Here is a 17317-nt window from a genome sequence, read left to right as displayed (position 1 = left end):
ATTAATTCATAGCGGCGGTCATTCGAGCGCGACGAAACGCCGGTCAAGGGCTTGACGCCTTCGCCACGAAGCATACGGTACCGCTAACAACTGGAGGGGATTACATCGTGGAGATCGCATTCGCATCGGCGTCGGCGTTGCCTGCTGATTGGGAACAGGCGACGTTGCTCGGTCGGATCGATCGGGGCGATGGCCCTACCCCAGTGCTGGTCGTGGCCGGGCAACTGTACGATATGTCCGCAGTTGCGCCCACTGTGGCCGACCTGATCGCGACGGGAACGTTCGACGTCGGCGGCGGGCTATGCTTGGGCAGACTCGACGATCTCGCACTGTCACCGGAACCCGGTGCCGCGATGCGCCTTTTGAGCCCGATCGATCTTCAGTGCGTGAAAGCATCGGGCGTAACCTTCGCGGTTTCCGCGCTCGAACGCGTCATCGAGGAACAGGCGCGGGGCGATTCGGCGGCAGCGGCAATGGTCCGCACCCGACTGGAGGAGCGAGTGGGTGGCAGCATCCGATCGGTCGTTCCCGGCTCGTCCGAAGCCGCGGCGCTCAAGGCGGCACTGATCGAAGACGGAATGTGGTCGCAATATCTCGAAGTTGCGATCGGCCCCGACGCGGAAATCTTCACCAAGAGCCCAACGCTTTCCACCATCGGCTGGGGCGACGAGATCGGCATCCGCTCGGACTCGACGTGGAACAATCCCGAGCCCGAAGTCGTGCTGGTCGTCGATCGGAACGGCCGTACGGTCGGTGCCGCATTGGGGAACGACGTCAATCTGCGCGATTTCGAAGGTCGCTCGGCGCTCCTGCTCGGCAAGGCCAAGGACAATAACGCGTCCTGTTCGATCGGGCCGTTCATCCGCCTGTTCGACGCCGAGGGAAGTGGGGGCTTCGGCATGGACGATGTCCGCGCCGCCCAAATCGCGCTGACGATCGAAGGCGCAGACGGCTACCGCCTCGAGGGCAGCAGTTCGATGGACCAGATCAGCCGCGATCCCGAAGAGCTCGTTCGCCAGGCGATGAGCGAGCACCAGTATCCCGACGGCTTCGTCCTGTTCCTCGGCACGCTGTTCGCGCCGACGCAGGATCGCGACGAGCCCGGCCGCGGCTTCACGCATGCGGTGGGCGACGTCGTCACGATCTCGAACCCGAAGCTCGGCGCACTGGTAAACCCGGTGACGACGTCCAGGGATGCCGCGCCGTGGACCTACGGGATCGGCGAACTCATGCGCAATCTCGCAAGCCGGGGGCTGCTAGGCCCCAACAAGAATCATGGAGCGTAAGCGCGTGTTGCAGAAGACCCAGACGGCCGACCAGGCCGCAATCTACCCTAGTCTGAAGGGCAAGCGCGTCCTGATCACCGGCGGCGCATCCGGGATCGGCGCCGGCCTGGTCGAGGCGTTCGCGCGTCAGGGCGCGCATGTCGCGTTCGTCGACATGGCCGAGGACGCGGCACAGGCGCTGATCGAGACGCTGACGCCCGATGTCGAGGCCGCTCCCATATTCCTGCCGCTCGACCTGCGCGACATCGACGCGTTGAAGACGACGGTCGCGACGATCGAGGATAGGCTTGGCGGCATCGACGTGCTGATCAACAATGCCGCGAACGACGATCGCCACACGATCGAGGAGATTACGCCCGCCTATTGGGACGAGCGGATGGCCACCAACCTGCGTCATCTGTTCTTCGCAGGGCAAGCCGTGGTGCCGTCGATGAAGCGCGCAGGCGGCGGCGTCATCCTCAATTTCGGCTCGATCTCCTGGCATCTCGCCCTGCCCGAACTGCTGCTCTACCAGACGGCCAAGGCCGGCATTGAGGGCATGACCCGCGCAATGGCCCGCGATCTCGGCTGCGACGGCATTCGCGTCAACACGATCGTTCCCGGCAATGTCGAGACGCCGCGTCAGCTGAAATGGTACACGCCCGAGGGCGAGGCCGAGATCATCGCCGCGCAGTGTCTCAAGACTCGCGTCCAGCCTGCGGACGTTGCGGCGCTGGTGTTGTTCCTCGCATCCGACGATGCGCGGATGTGCACCGGGCACGACTATTTCGTCGATGCCGGTTGGCGCTGATATGAGCCGCGTGATCCCTGCCGAAATTACCGCAGAGAGCATCTGCGACGTCGGCGCGACGCTCGGCGAAGGCCCGATCTGGATCGCGCGCGATGCAGCGCTCTGGTTCGTCGACATCAAGTCGCCGTGCGTGCATCGGTTCGATCCGGCGACGGGCGCGCTCGACACATGGGGCGCCCCCGATCAGGTCGGCTGGTTGATTCCAGCGGACGATGGCGGGTTTCTTGCCGGCGTCCGTGGCGCCTTGCATCGGTTCGATCCGACGACAGGCGCGTTCGACGAGGTCGCGGTCGTCGATGCCGAAACCCCCGGCAATCGTCTCAACGATGCTGCGCGCGATCCTGCCGGGCGCGTGTGGTTCGGGACGATGGACAACGCCGAGTCGGAGGACACCGGCCACGTCTATCATTGGCATGACGGTGAACTGACCAAGACCGACATCCCGCCCGTCGCGATCACCAATGGTCCCGCGATCTCGCCCGATGGTCGCACGCTCTATGCGGTCGACACGATCGGCAAGCGCATCGATGCCTACCCGATCGACGCGGCCGGTACGATCGGCGAGCCACGCCTTTTCCTGACGATCGGCCCCGACGACGGTCATCCAGACGGCGCGATCTGCGACTCCGAAGGTGGCGTCTGGGTCGGGTTCTTCGGCGGTTGGGCGGCACGCCGGTTCGCGCCGGACGGCACCTGCACCGACGTCGTCCACTTCCCGGTCGCGAACATCACCAAGATCGCGCTCGGTGGTCCCGACGGTCGCACCGCCTATGCGACGACCGCCGCCAAGGGCCTCGACGACGACGCGCTCGCAGCCCAGCCGCTAGCCGGAAACCTGTTCACCTTCCGCGTCGCCATACCCGGCGTCCCGGTCGAACCCGTCACACTTTAGTGCAACCCATTTTACGACACCCCATTCACGATAAGCGTCGCCGTTAGAGCGCCGTCACGGAGAGGAAAACCAATGACTTTAGCGGCAGATTCCGCGCCCCAAGTGAACCGAGCCCTGATTGCGATGATCGTCGTCGTCGCGACCATCGGCGGGTTCATGTTCGGCTATGACTCGGGCGTCATCAACGGCACGCAGGCGGGGCTCGAAAGCACGTTCGCGCTGTCGTCGCTCGGCACCGGCTTCACCGTCGGCGCGATCCTGATCGGGTCGTCGGTCGGCGCGTTCATGGCCGGTCGGCTTGCCGACAATCTCGGTCGCCGCAACGTCATGATGATCGCCGCAGTGCTGTTCATCATCAGCGCGCTCGCTGCGGGTGCGGCGACTTCAGCGACGATGTTCGTGCTCGCCCGCATCGTCGGCGGCCTCGGCATCGGCGCCGCCAGCGTGCTGGCCCCGGTCTACATCTCCGAAGTCGTCCCCGCGAACGTGCGCGGCCGGCTTTCGAGCGTGCAGCAGATCATGATCATCACCGGCCTGACCGGCGCTTTCATCGCCAACTGGTATCTCGCCCGCATCGCCGGGTCGTCGACCGCGTTGTTCTGGCTCGACTATCCGGCATGGCGCTGGATGTTCTGGATGCAGGTCATCCCCGCTGCGATCTATCTCGCGACGCTGTTCCTGATCCCCGAAAGCCCGCGCTTCCTGGTGCTCAAGGGCCGTTACGACGAGGCGCAGGTCGTCCTCACGCGCCTGTTCGGCGCCGCCGAGGCCACGCGCAAGGTCGCCGAGATCCGCGGCTCGCTGTCGGTCGACGCGCACCGTCCGAAGCTGTCCGACCTGATCGACAAGGCGAGCGGCAAGATCCGCCCGATCGTCTGGACCGGCATCGGCCTGGCGATCTTCCAGCAGTTCGTCGGCATCAATATCGTGTTCTACTACGGCTCGGTGCTGTGGCAGTCGGTCGGCTTCAGCGAGAGCGATGCGCTGCTCATCAACATCCTGTCGGGCTCGCTGTCGATCATCGCCTGCCTGCTCACCGTCGCGCTGGTCGACAAGATCGGGCGCAAGCCGCTCCTGTTGATCGGGTCTGCGGGCATGACCGTCGCGCTGGCGATCGTCGCGGTCTGCTTCGCAAGCGGTGCGATCGTCGAGGGTTCGCTGCACCTGTCAGATCGCAACGGCCTGATCGCACTGATCGCGGCCAATGCCTATGTCGTGTTCTTCAACCTGAGCTGGGGCCCGATCATGTGGGTCATGCTCGGCGAGATGTTCCCGACGCAGATCCGTGGCTCGGGTCTGGCAGTCGCGGGCTTTGCGCAGTGGTTCGCGAACTTCACGATCTCGGTGAGCTTCCCGACGATGGCGATCTCGCTCGGCCTGTCGCTCACCTACGGCTTCTACGCCCTGTCCGCGTTCGTCTCGTTCTTCTTCGTCTGGAAGATGGTTTCGGAAACGCGTGGCCGCGAGCTGGAAGACATGGTCGGCTAACCCCAACCGCCGGACCGCGGCTTGGGCCGCGGCCCGGTTATAAGTGATGGGTCACAGTGACTCGACCTGGGACGCTCGATTTAGCTCTGAATGGGTCATGCAGCCAATGACCTGTGCCCCTCATGTACTACCCCGGCGAAGGCCGGGGCCCAATTGGGGAACGGTGCTAACGGAGGGAAGTGCGCGGTTACCTCGGCTTTGCCAACTGGGCCTCGGCCTCCGCCGGCGAGGTACGCGCGGGTAAAATCGCTCTAAATCCCGGACCTCAAGGCGCCCAGCCCCCCTTTCCGTCACCCCAGCGAAAGCTGGCGTATTTCGCGGGCAGATGACGCCCGCATCAGAGTGAGATCCCAGCTTTCGCTGGGATGACGGTGTGTAGGGACGGACGCGTTCAGGACGAACGTTCGTCGATAGGGTGGACGGGACGAGTGGCTGAGGTCCACCGCAGCGGCGGGGAATCCTCGCCACCTCTTCCGTCATTCCCGCGGAGGCGGGAAACCATACTGGCGGGCCCCTACTAGCGTATCGTAGCGCTCGCGGTTGTAGATCCCCACCTGAGGGAACAGCGATCAATCATACGACGAAGGGCGAGACACCAAGCCCCGCCCTCAGACCTCAGTGGTTATGCCGCGGCGTCTTCGCCGAAATTCCGCGATACTTCACCGCAAAGTCGAGCACGCCGCCCTCGGCCAACTGCCCGGTCTTCTCGCGGTACAGTTCCTCCCACGGCGTATTGCTCTCAGGCACCGGTGGAAGCCCCTCGCCCTTGCGCCGCGCGATCTCGTCGGCCTCGACCAGCGCATCGCAGGTCCCCGCAACCAGATCGATGCGCACCACGTCGCCCGTCCGGATCCACGACAACCCACCGCCGACCGCGCTCTCGGGCGACACGTTCAGGATCGACGGACTGTCCGACGTCCCCGACTGCCGCCCGTCGCCAAGCGTCGGCAGCGCCAGCACGCCGCGCTGGATCAGCGCGTCGGGTGGCTGCATGTTGACGACTTCCGCCGACCCCGGCCAACCGATCGGTCCCGCGCCGCGGATCACCAGGATACAGCCCTCGTCGATGGCGAGCGCAGGATCGTTGATCCGGTGGTGATAATCGTCCGAACCCTCGAACACGATCGCCCGCGCCTCGAACCGGTCTTCCGCGCCCGGCGTCGAGAGATAGCGCGCGCGGAACGCCGGCGAGATCACCGACGTCTTCATGATCCCGAAGTCGAACAGGTTGCCCTTCAGCACCAGGAAGCCCGCACGCTCCATCATCGGCGCGTCGAACGGCTTGATCATCTCGCGGTCGCGCGTCTCGCGTCCGGCGATGTTCTCGCCGATCGACCGCCCGGTGACGGTCAGGCAGGACGTATCGAGCTTCCCGCCCGCGATCAGTTCGTGCAACACCGCCGGCACGCCGCCAGCACGGTGGAACCGTTCGCCGAGATACTTCCCCGCCGGCTGCATGTTGACCAGCAACGGCAGGTCGTAGCCATGATCCGACCAGTCCTCCGGATACAGCGTGACGCCGGCGTGCTGCGCCATCGCCATGATGTGCGGCTGCGCGTTGCTCGACCCGCCGATCGCGCTGACCACGCGGATCGCGTTGAGGAAGCTGTCACGCGTGAGGATTTTCGACGGGCGTAGATCCTCATACGCCATTTCGACGATTCGCCGCCCCGTCTCGTACGCCATCTGTCCGCGCTCGCGGTACGGCGCCGGAATCGCCGCGCAGCCGGTCAACGACAACCCAAGCGCCTCGGCGACCGCGTTCATCGTCGAGGCCGTGCCCATCGTGTTGCAATGCCCCGCCGACGGAGCGCTGTCGGTGGCGCGGTTGAGGAACTCCTCCTCGTCGATCTCGCCCGCCGCCAGCTTGCGCCGACTGCGCCAGATCACCGTCCCGGACCCGACCAGTTCGCCATCATGCCAGCCGTCGAGCATCGGCCCGCCCGACAGCACGATCGCGGGGATATCGACGGTCGACGCCGCCATGATCCCCGACGGCGTCGTCTTGTCGCAGCCGGTGGTCAGCACGACCGCGTCGATCGGATAGCCGTACAGCGTCTCGACCAATCCCAGATATGCCAGGTTGCGATCGAGCGCCGCAGTCGGCCGCCGGCAATTCTCGAAGATCGGATGGACCGGAAACTCCATCGCGATGCCACCAGCATCCCGGATCCCGTCGCGCGTCCGCTTGGCGAGTTCGAGATGGATGCGGTTGCACGGCGATAGGTCGCTGCCCGACTGCGCGATGCCGATGATCGGCCGTCCCGAGCGCAACTCCGCCGGGGTCAGCCCGTAGTTCATGAAGCGTTCGAGATAGAGCGCGGTCATGTCGGAGCGGGCGGGATCGGCGAACCAGTCGCGCGATCGGAACGGCTTCACCGGTACACGGTCCACTGCAAACTCTCCTGAACGCGGTCAATTATAGTATGGGAGCGCTACCGCCACGATCGTCGGTCGGTCAAGCGCCAGTCGCTGCTACACGTGAACGCGCGATGGTGGGCGGCGGCGCGGCGCGGCGTCCGATTGACGCCGGACCAGCGTATAATCGAGGACGACATGACCGTTCGCATCCTTGCCGCCGCTGCGACGATTGAAGATCGCCGAGACGAGGAGTTCGACGGCCGCGCGCGACATGTCGGCGATCGGCTGGTGGATCGTCGTCAGTTCGGGCCAGATCGTCGTCGCGAGCGCGCTGTCGTCGAACCCGCATACCGTAAGGTCGCCCGGCACGTCGAGACCGCGACGATGCGCGACCGCGACGCTCGCCGCCGCCATGTCGTCGTTGCTCGCGAAGATCGCGGTGGGCGGATCCTTCGCATCGAGCAATTGCTCGGCTCCGTCGAGGCCGGACCGATAGGTGAACAGCCCGCCGACCACGAGTGACTCATCCGGCGCCAGGCCGGCATCGGCGATTCCCGCCAGATACCCCTCGTGACGCAGTCGGCTCGCGGTCTGGTTCGGATTGCCGATGATGAACCCGATCCGCGAGTGACCCAGTTTCACAAGATGTTCGGTCATCGCCCGCGCCGCTTCGAAATCGTCGATGGTTACGGCGGCGGACCCAGCCGGCGGCGATCCGGTCGCGACGACCACGGTCGGCACGCCGGCTTCCGTCAACACGTCGAGCACTGCGCGTGAATCGCACAGCGGCGGCGGCAGGATCACGCCGTCGATCCCGCTTTCGATCATGTGTCGCGCCACCTCGATCTCATGGTCGCCGATGTCGCATTTCTCGACGATCAACTGCACGTCGCTGCGGCTTGCCTGTTCGAGGCTGCCGACGAGAAACTCGCTGAGATACGCCGAACTCGGGTTGCTGTAGAGCAGGCCGATCCGCATCTGCCCGCCGCCGGCCAGGCTGCGCGCGGCGCGGTTGGGGGCGTATCGGAGCGTGTCGATCGCGACGTTGACCGCTTCGCGCGTCGCCTCGCGGACCTTGGCCTCGCCATTGATGACGCGCGAAACGGTCATCGGTGAAACGCCTGCGAGAACCGCGACGTCGGAAATGGTGGGCGCGCCGCTTCTGCGGCCCGAAGTGTTGCGCGGCTTGCGCGTGGCTAGGCTCATGCCACGCTTTTTAGCAGGTGATTGCAATATTATCAGCATGCAATCGCAGTCGTCATGGTCGTATACCCGGACCACGTTGCCCCGCCGGTTCGCGCTTGCGTGTTATCGCTCCCAACATTAGTCGGACAATCTAGTATTGCGGTGATGGGCGCTCGGTCGTTAGTTCGGCATCGACTGGTAGTACGTATCGGATAGAGGGAGGGGAACGCATGCGTCACGATTTGCCCGTCCGCTCTATCCATTCTTTCTGGTCTGGGTGTCACACTGCCGCGCACGACCGATGCTACGCACTGGAACATGGTTCGCCATCACCCACATTGGATCACGGGTACGGGAGTGATAGCGCGACCGTCATCGCCGACGCGCATCCCGGCCAACGATTTTCCGACGCACCGCCACTCTGGTCGGCGCGTCCCTCGATTTGATTTGGAGAACTGACATGGACGGTACCTTCCCGATCGGCGCACGCGCCGTAGACAGCGACATCACCTTCCTCGCGATCGATCCGTCGACCGACGCGAAGATCGAGCCCGCCTTCGCCGTATCAAGCGAGGCCGATGTCGCCGAGGCGTGCAAGCTCGCCGAGGCCGCCTTCGACATTTTCCGCGAGACCGACCCGGAAACCCGCGCGAAATTCCTCGAGACGATCGCCGACGAGATCGAGGCGATCCACGAGCCTCTCGTCGCCCGTGCGATCCAGGAAAGCGGCCTGCCCCGCCCACGCCTCGAAGGCGAGCGCGGCCGTACTACCGGTCAGCTCCGCCTGTTCGCCAAGCATCTCCGCGCCGGCACCTGGGCCTCGGTCATCATCGACGAAGCACAGCCCGATCGTAAGCCGATGCCGCGGTCGGACCTCCGCCAGCGCCGCATCGCGGTCGGCCCGGTCGCAGTGTTCGGTGCCTCGAACTTCCCGCTCGCCTTCTCGGTCGCAGGCGGCGACACCGCGTCGGCACTCGCCGCCGGTTGCCCGGTCGTGGTCAAGGGCCACCCCGCGCATCCCGGCACGTCGGTAATGGTCGGCAAGGCAATTCAGGCCGCAGTCGCCAAGTGCGGCCTGCCTGAAGGCGTGTTCTCGCTGGTCCAGGGTCCAGCGAACGAACTCGGCGCAGCACTCGTCAAGGACGCGCGGATCAAGGCGGTCGGCTTTACCGGCTCGCGCGGCGGTGGTCTTGCGCTGGTGGCACTCGCCGCAGCCCGCCCCGAGCCGATCCCGGTCTACGCCGAGATGAGCAGCGTCAACCCGGTGATCCTGTTCCCGGCGGCGCTCGCTGCGCGCGGCGAAGCGCTCGGCAAGGCGTATGTCGGCTCGCTGACGATGGGCTCGGGCCAGTTCTGCACCAACCCCGGCATCGTCGTCGCAGTCGATGGTCCTGATCTCGACACCTTCGTCGAAGCCGCTGCCGCTGCGCTTGGCGAAGCTGCGCCGCAGGTCATGCTGACCCCCGGCATCCACGCCAGCTATGACAAGGGCGTCGCAGCGCTTGCCGGTCACGACGCGGTCGAGACGCTCGCCCGCGGCACCGAAGCCGAGGGTGCAAACCGTGGTCGTGCGGCGTTGTTCTCGACCACCGGCAAGGCGTTCGTCGCCGACCCTGCGCTGTCGCACGAAGTGTTTGGTGCGGCCTCGATCATCGTCCGCTGCGCCGATCTCGCCGAGGTCCGCCAGGTTCTCGAACAGGTCGAGGGTCAGCTGACGATCACGCTGCAGATCGACGAAGGCGATTACGCCGACGCTGCGGCGCTGGTGCCGGTGCTCGAGCGCAAGGCCGGTCGCATTCTCGCGAACGGCTGGCCGACCGGCGTCGAGGTTGCCCCGGCCATGGTCCATGGCGGGCCTTTCCCTGCCACCTCGGACCCGCGCACGACCTCGGTCGGTACGGCGGCGATCGAGCGCTTCCTGCGCCCGGTCTGCTACCAGGATCTGCCGGACGCGCTGCTGCCGAAGGCGGTCAAGCACGACAACCCGCTGGGCCTGCCGCGCACGGAGGGCTGATCGACTTGAGAGTACGAGAAAGGTGGTGCCGTCGCAGGGCGGCCCCCTCTTCCTTGTTCTCCCGCGAAGGCGGGAGCCCAGTCTGGGTCCCCGCCTTCGCGGGGAAACATGCTTGAGTTCGAATGACTGTTACTGTCCACCACCCCGGCGAAGGCCGGGGCCCAGTTGGAGAGGTGGTGGTAACGAAGGGCAACGCTCCGTTAGCAAGGTCCCCCAACTGGGCCCCGGCCTTCGCCGGGGTGGTGCTAGGAGGCTATGACGGGATGGATGGCAAATCCGCCTCATCCCCTCCCCCACACCCCTAATCATTGACAGCCGAGCGCCGCATATCCACTAGTCCGGCATGACAACGCCTGACTCGTCGCGCACCATTTCCCTGCCCGCAGACCTCGGCAGCTACATCGACGAATTGACCGACGGAGGGCACGGCGACGCCGCCGCCATCGTCCGCACCGCGCTCCAACAGATGCGCGACCGCGACGCTGCCTTGGCCGCACCAGCGGAAATCCTGATCGGCGGCGGCGAATGCGGGATGCTCGTCCGCCAGCGTGACTGGAGCGCGACCTCGCTCGGCCCGATCGACTCGTGGCCCGCCGAACTCCGCGTCACGCTCGCCAACATCCTCAACTCACCCGTCGCCAAGGTCGTGATGTGGGGCCCTGAACACATCATGCTCTACAACGACAGCTACCGCGCCGTCGCAGGAGACCGCCACCCCGCCGCGCTCGGCAGCCCGGTTGCGACCGCCTTCCCCGAGGTGTGGGACTGGAACCGCGCGGTCCTCGAAGCGGGCTTCCGCGGAGAGACCGTCGCCTATCGCGACCAGCCGATCCTGTTCCAGCGCCCCGAAGGCCCCGAAACGCTGACGCTCGATCTGTTCTATACGCCCGTCTACTGCGCCGGCGGTACGGTCGGCGGCGTCCTGTGCACGATGGTCGACAATAGCGGTCGCATCGAAGCCGAGCACCGGCTCGCTGCCAGCGAAGCCGAACTGCGCCGCGTCACTGACGCCGTGCCGATGCTGATCTCGTACATCGATCGCGACCACGTCTACCGTCTCGCCAACGCGCAATATGACGAGTGGCTCGGGGTCGCGCCCGAGTCGATGATCGGCAGGCCCGTCCGCGAGGTGCTCGGCGACACGGTCTACCAGGATCGCCGCCCCTCGTTCGAGCGCGCGCTGGCGGGCGAGAGCTTCATCGCACAGACCGTCTTCCCGCACCGCGACGGCCGCCCGCGCCGCTCCGAATTCCGCTATGTTCCGCATGTTCAGGCGGACGGCTCGGTCGCCGGCATCTACGTGCTCGGGATCGACGTCGAGGACCGCGCCGAGCGTGAGGCTGCGCTCGGCATCAGTAACGGCCGCTTCCGCACCGCGATGGACGCGGTCCACGGCGTGCTCTGGACCAACAGCCCCGACGGCCGGATGATCGGCGAGCAACCCGGCTGGGCGACGCTTACCGGCCAGTCGATCGACGAATACCAGAATTTCGGCTGGGCCGACGCGATCCACCCCGACGACGTCGCATCGACGATCAAGGCGTGGACCACCGCCGTCCTGAACAAGTCGATGTTCGTGTTCGAACACCGCGTCCGCCGCCATTGCGGTACGTGGCGCACCTTCGCGGTCCGTAGCCTGCCAATCCTCGATTCGGCGGGCGAAGTCATCGAGTGGGTTGGCGTCCACACCGACATCACGCACCAGCGCGCCGCCGAAGCCGCCCTGCGCGAACAGGCCGAAGCGCTCGCCCGCCAGGTTCGCCACCGCGAGCGTGCCGAGGACCAACTCCGCCAGCTCAACGAAACGCTGGAGGCGCGCGTCATCGCCGAGATCGGCGAGCGCCGCGAGGCCGAGGCCAAGCTCGCGCAGTCGCAGAAGATGGAGACGGTCGGCAAGCTCACCGGCGGCGTCGCGCACGACTTCAACAATCTGCTCCAGGTCGTCTCGGGCAATCTCCAGCTGCTCGGCAAGAACCTCGCCGGGAACGAGCGTGCGGAGCGCTGGGTCGCCAACGCGATGGCCGGCGTCACGCGCGGGTCGAAGCTTGCGTCGCAGTTGCTCGCGTTCGGGCGTCGCCAGGCGCTCGAGCCCAAGGTCGTCAACGTCACGCGGTTCGTGCGCGGGATGGACGACATGCTGCGCCGCGCGATCGGCGAAGGCGTCGAGATCGAGACCGTGGTCGGCGGTGGCCTCTGGAACACCTTCATCGACCCTGCGCAGATCGAGAACGCGCTGCTCAACCTCGCGATCAACGCGCGCGACGCGATGGAGGGCCAGGGCAAGCTCACCATCGAACTCGGCAAAGCGCATCTCGACGATGCCTATGCGCGCAGCCACGAGGAGGTCGAAGCCGGGCAATACGTCCTCCTTGCGGTGTCCGACACCGGCAGCGGCATGAGCCCGGAAATCATCGAAAAGGTGTTCGAGCCGTTCTTCTCGACCAAGAGCGAAGGCAAGGGCTCGGGCCTCGGCCTGTCGATGGTCTACGGCTTCGTCAAACAGTCCGGCGGCCATGTGAAGATTTATTCTGAGGTCGGTGAAGGCACCACGATCAAGCTCTATCTGCCGCGCGCGATGGAGAGCGAGGACGTCGAGGTCGTCGCGGATGCGGGGCCGATCTGCGGCGGCACGGAAACGGTGCTGGTGGTCGAGGATGACGACGAGGTCCGCACCACCGTCGTCGAACTGCTGACCGATCTCGGCTACAGCGTGCTGAAGTCGGTCGACGCCGCCAGCGCGCTCAACGTGGTCGAGAGCGGCGTGCCGATCGACATCCTGTTCACTGACGTTGTGATGCCCGGAACCCTCAAAAGTCCGGAACTGGCGCGCAAGGCGAAGGAGCGGCTGCCCAATCTCGTGGTGCTGTTCACATCGGGCTATACCGAGAACTCGATCGTGCACGGCGGCAAGCTCGATGCCGGCGTCGACCTGTTGTCGAAGCCGTATTCGCGTGAGGCGCTGGCGCGGAAATTCCGCGAAGTGCTGGCCAATCGGCAGCGCGGCGATTCTCCAGCCGCCAAGGTTGCTCGCGACGCGCGGATCGAGGCGGATCGACGGCTGGACGCGTCGGCACGGCGCACCGTCCTGCTGGTCGAGGACGATGAGATGATCCGCGCGAACACTGCCGAGATGCTGCAAGGCAGCGGCTTCGTGGTGGTGGATGCCGCCAGTGCGGAGGACGCGATGACCGCGCTTCAGACCGTGCCGATCGACGCGCTGGTGACCGACATCAACCTCCCCGGCGTATCGGGCCCGGACTTCGCCCGCACTGCGCGCGCGCTGCGACCGGGTGTAGGGATCGTCTTCGCGAGCGGCGATACCGCGTCGGTTCAGGGCGATACGGATGCGATCATGCTGGAGAAGCCGTATGGGCTCGACGCTCTGACAGCTGCGGTGCTGGCATCGCTGGGTGAGACGGCGCTGGCGGAACCGCTTGCGGCGGACCGATGGGACCCGGCGGAGTGAAATTGGTCGGCAGTTTAACGATCCTCCCCCGCCAGGGGGAGGTGGCAGGCGTAGCCTGACGGAGGGGGAGGGTAAGGTGACCGATGTTCCGTGTCCTCCCCCTCCGTCACCTTCGGCGACACCTCCCCCTGGCGGGGGAGGATTGGCCGGATGCAAATGTTCGTCAGGAGTATTCTTCGATACTAAGCTACGTGCCGCGGCAAAGCCGCGTCGTCGGACGGGGCTTTTGGCCCCGCCGGCCGGGCGTGATGCGGTCGCGGCGGAGCTTTCGCTCCGCCTGCTGCATCACGCTGCGAACTGGTTCATCGTATTATGCGCTCCCCCAGCCTTCAGCGCAGCCTCACCCGCGAAATACTCCTTATGGTCGTCGCCAAGATCCGAGCCAGACATGTTCTGGTGCTTCACGCAGGCGATGCCCTCGCGGATTTCCTTGCGCTGCACGCCCTTCACATAACCGAGCATCCCCGCGTCGCCGAAATACTCCTTGGCGAGATTGTCGGTCGAAAGCGCCGCCGTGTGATACGTCGGCAGCGTGATCAAATGGTGGAAGATCCCCGCCCGCTTCGCCGAATCCGCCTGGAATGTGCGGATGCGTTCGTCGGCTTCGTCCGCGAGCTTGGTGCCATCGTAATCGACGCTCATAAGCCGCGCGCGATCATAGGTGGAGACGTCCTCCCCGGCAGTTGACCAGGCATCGAACACCTGCTGGCGGAAGTTCAGCGTCCAGTTGAAGCTCGGCGAGTTGTTGTAGACGAGCTTTGCGTTCGGCACGACCTCGCGGATGCGGTCGACCATGCCGGCGATCTGCTCGATATGCGGCTTCTCGGTCTCGATCCACAGCAGGTCGGCACCGTTCTGTAGCGACGCGATGCAGTCCATGACGCAGCGATCCTCGCCGGTCCCCGCGCGGAACTGGAACAGGTTCGACGGCAGGCGCTTCGGCCGAAGCAGCTTGCCGTCGCGGTTCAGGATGACGTCGCCGTTTTGCGCGGTCACCGGATCGATCTCCTCGCAATCGAGGTACGAGTTATACTGGTCGCCAAGGTCGCCCGCTTCCTTGCTGACCGCGATCTGCTTGGTGAGGCCGGCGCCCAGCGAGTCGGTGCGCGTGACGATGATCCCATCCTCGACGCCGAGTTCGAGAAACGCGTAGCGGCACGCGCGAACCTTCGCGAGGAAGTCCTCGTGCGGCACGGTGACCTTGCCGTCCTGGTGACCGCACTGCTTCTCGTCGCTGACCTGGTTCTCGATCTGGAGCGCGCAGGCCCCCGCCTCGATCATCTTCCGCGCGAGCAGGTAGGTCGCTTCCGCATTGCCGAAGCCCGCATCGATATCGGCGATGATCGGCACGACGTGCGTCTGGTGGTTCTCGATCGCGTTCAGCAGGCGCTGCTCCTCGATCGCGTTGCCCGCGGCGCGCGCGGCATCGACGTCGCGGAACATCATGCCGAGCTCGCGTGCATCGGCCTGACGGAGAAAGGTGTAGAGCTCCTCGATAAGCGCAGGCACGCTGGTCTTCTCGTGCATCGACTGGTCAGGCAGCGGGCCGAATTCGCTCCGCATCGCCGCAACCATCCAGCCCGAAAGATACAGATACCGGCGGTCGGTCGTGCCGAAATGCTTCTTGATGCTGATCATCTTCTGCTGCGCGATGAACCCGTGCCAGCACCCCAGCGACTGCGTGTAGTTCGTCGGATCGGCGTCATAGGCCGCCATGTCCTTCCGCATGATTGCCGCGGTGTAGCGCGCGATGTCGAGCCCGGTGGTGAACCGGTTCTGGAGCCGCATCCGCGCAACCGATTCGGGCGAGATCGCGTCCCAGGTGCCGTTCTGGTCGGCGATGAGGTTGGTCAACTGGGCGATGTGCGTCTGGTAGGTCACGGGCGATCCTTCGCTGCTGCGTTGATCGTCGTGTACGGTTGTTGACAGGACATCCCGACGATTAACGCTGGGAAAGCAGGTATCGCTGTCATCGCGGCGGCAAGTTCTCTGTCGATCTGTCAACAAAGTGACAGGGTCATGCCGGGTTATTTGTGATCGGCTGGAAAGCGCATCGTTCCACGGCTAGGCGTTCGAGATGGATACCGATATCGCCATCGCCCGCAGCGTCGCCCTGCGCCCCATCGCCGCCATCGCCGACAGCCTCGGCATTCCGGATACGGCGATCGAGCCCTATGGACGGTTCAAGGCGAAGATTTCGCTCGACTGGCTTCAAACGCGCGAGAAGGGCAAGGGCGGACGCCTGATCCTAGTCACCGCGATCAACCCGACTCCGGCTGGCGAAGGCAAGACCACCACCTCGATCGGCCTCGCCGATGCATTGCGCCATACCGGACGGAACGCGGTGCTGGCATTGCGCGAACCCTCGCTCGGGCCGTGTTTCGGCACCAAGGGCGGCGCGACGGGTGGCGGTCGTGCGCAGGTCGCGCCGATGGAGGATATCAACCTTCATTTCACCGGCGATTTCCACGCGATCACCGCCGCGCACAACCTGCTCGCAGCGATGATCGACAACCACATCCATTGGGGCAACGCGCTCCAGATCGACGTCCGCCGCGTGGTCTGGCGCCGCGTGCTTGACATGAACGACCGCGCGCTTCGTGACATCGTCCAGTCGATCGGCGGCGTCGCCAACGGCTATCCGCGCGAATCGGGCTTCGACATCACCGTCGCCTCCGAAGTGATGGCGATCCTCTGTCTTGCCAACGACCTCGCCGACATGGAGCGTAGGCTCGGCGATATCGTCGTCGCGTATACCCGCGACCGCCAACCGATCACCGCGCGCGACCTCAAGGCCGATGGCGCGATGGCGGTGCTGCTGGCGGAGGCGATCAACCCCAACCTCGTCCAGTCGCTGGAAGGCACGCCCGCGTTCCTGCACGGCGGCCCGTTCGCCAACATCGCGCATGGCTGCAACTCGGTGATCGCCACACGCGCCGCCCTGTCGCTCGGCGACTACGTGGTCACCGAAGCCGGCTTCGGTGCGGACCTCGGCGCGGAGAAGTTCTTTGACATCAAGTGCCGCCAGGCGGGGCTCTCCCCCGACGCCGTCGTGATCGTCGCCACCGCCCGCGCACTCAAGATGAACGGCGGCGTCGCCAAGGCCGATCTTGCGCACGAGAATGTCGAGGCGGTCCGCAAGGGTGCGGTCAACCTCGTCCGTCACATCGAGAACATTCGCCAGTTCGGCGTCCCCGCGATCGTCGCGATCAACCATTTCTACACCGACAGCGACGCGGAAATTGCAGCTATCGTGGAGGCCGCCGCGCAGCACGGTTCGCGCGCGATCCTCTGCCGGCATTGGGCCGAGGGCGGCGCGGGCGCGGTCGAACTGGCCGACGCGGTCGCCGAGATCTGCGAGACACATGGTGGCGGCTTCGCACCGATCTATGGCGACGAACTGTCGTTGTTCGACAAGATCGACACCGTAGCCCGCCGCATCTACCGCGCAGAACACGCGGTCGCCGAGCCGAGCGTGCTGGCGCAACTCAAGCGCTGGCAGGATGCGGGCTATGGCCACCTCCCCGTCTGCCTCGCCAAGACGCAGTACAGCTTCTCGACCGATCCCGCGCTGCTCGGTGCGCCGACCGGGCATATCGTACCGGTACGTGAAGTACGCCTCGCGGCAGGCGCCGGGTTCGTGGTGGCAATCTGCGGCGAGATCATGACGATGCCGGGCCTCCCGCGCGTACCGGCGGCAGAAGCGATCCGGCTCACTAACGACGGCCTGATCGAAGGGTTGTTCTAAGGCTAAATCCTCTCCCGCAAGGGGGGGTGGCTGGCACTCGCCAGACGGAGGGGGAGGCACGCGAAACGCTGGTTCCATGTCCTCCCC

At 65.6% G+C, this 17317-nt stretch carries 10 protein-coding genes; 7 read left to right on the top strand and 3 right to left on the bottom strand.

All coding sequences use genetic code 11. From position 1 onward, the window contains the following. Positions 1–107: 107 nt before the first annotated feature. From BM244_RS02615 to BM244_RS02600, 4 genes are all read left to right on the top strand, one after another. Positions 108–1286 carry a fumarylacetoacetate hydrolase family protein gene (locus BM244_RS02615; protein ID WP_254784235.1) on the top strand — a complete coding sequence of 393 codons (1179 nt, stop codon included), beginning with the start codon at positions 108–110 and terminating at the stop codon, positions 1284–1286. Further along, complete coding sequence (locus BM244_RS02610) at positions 1276–2076, top strand: D-xylose 1-dehydrogenase (RefSeq protein WP_093397195.1); 801 nt, start codon at positions 1276–1278, stop codon at positions 2074–2076. Before BM244_RS02615 ends, BM244_RS02610 begins: the two co-directional genes overlap by 11 nt. A 1-nt stretch (position 2077) precedes the next feature. Next, complete coding sequence (locus BM244_RS02605; protein WP_254784234.1) at positions 2078–2968, top strand: SMP-30/gluconolactonase/LRE family protein; 891 nt, start codon at positions 2078–2080, stop codon at positions 2966–2968. A 72-nt stretch (positions 2969–3040) separates the two neighbouring features. Continuing rightward, complete coding sequence (locus BM244_RS02600; protein ID WP_093397191.1) at positions 3041–4456, top strand: sugar porter family MFS transporter; 1416 nt, start codon at positions 3041–3043, stop codon at positions 4454–4456. A gap of 615 nt (positions 4457–5071) precedes the next feature. On the opposite strand, the gene BM244_RS02595 is transcribed toward BM244_RS02600, so the two are convergent. Continuing rightward, positions 5072–6850, bottom strand: a complete 1779-nt coding sequence (locus tag BM244_RS02595; RefSeq protein ID WP_093397190.1) for an IlvD/Edd family dehydratase — start codon at positions 6848–6850, stop codon at positions 5072–5074. 81 nt (positions 6851–6931) lie between these two features. Beyond that, positions 6932–8023 (bottom strand): LacI family DNA-binding transcriptional regulator, encoded by a 1092-nt coding sequence (locus tag BM244_RS02590; protein ID WP_093397188.1) that lies wholly within the window; start codon positions 8021–8023, stop codon positions 6932–6934. 439 nt (positions 8024–8462) lie between these two features. Between BM244_RS02590 and BM244_RS02585 the strand changes: the two genes are divergently transcribed. Next, a complete protein-coding gene (locus tag BM244_RS02585; protein ID WP_093397187.1) occupies positions 8463–10016 on the top strand; it encodes an aldehyde dehydrogenase (NADP(+)) in 1554 nt (517 codons plus the stop codon). 343 nt (positions 10017–10359) lie between these two features. Continuing rightward, entirely contained in the window at positions 10360–13482 is a 3123-nt protein-coding gene (locus tag BM244_RS02580) for a PAS domain-containing protein (protein WP_093397185.1), read from the top strand. A gap of 285 nt (positions 13483–13767) precedes the next feature. Here the strand turns inward: BM244_RS02580 and BM244_RS02575 are convergent, their stop codons facing one another. Continuing rightward, complete coding sequence (locus BM244_RS02575; protein WP_093397184.1) at positions 13768–15363, bottom strand: isocitrate lyase; 1596 nt, start codon at positions 15361–15363, stop codon at positions 13768–13770. A gap of 196 nt (positions 15364–15559) precedes the next feature. Between BM244_RS02575 and BM244_RS02570 the strand changes: the two genes are divergently transcribed. Further along, positions 15560–17230, top strand: coding sequence for a formate--tetrahydrofolate ligase (locus BM244_RS02570; protein ID WP_093397182.1), 1671 nt, complete (start codon positions 15560–15562; stop codon positions 17228–17230). Positions 17231–17317: the final 87 nt, after the last annotated feature.

This window comes from Sphingomonas sp. OK281, assembly GCF_900115295.1.
Taxonomy (GTDB): domain Bacteria; phylum Pseudomonadota; class Alphaproteobacteria; order Sphingomonadales; family Sphingomonadaceae; genus Sphingomonas.
Note: the sequence above shows the minus strand (reverse complement) of the source record. Positions and strands in the feature narration are given on the sequence as shown.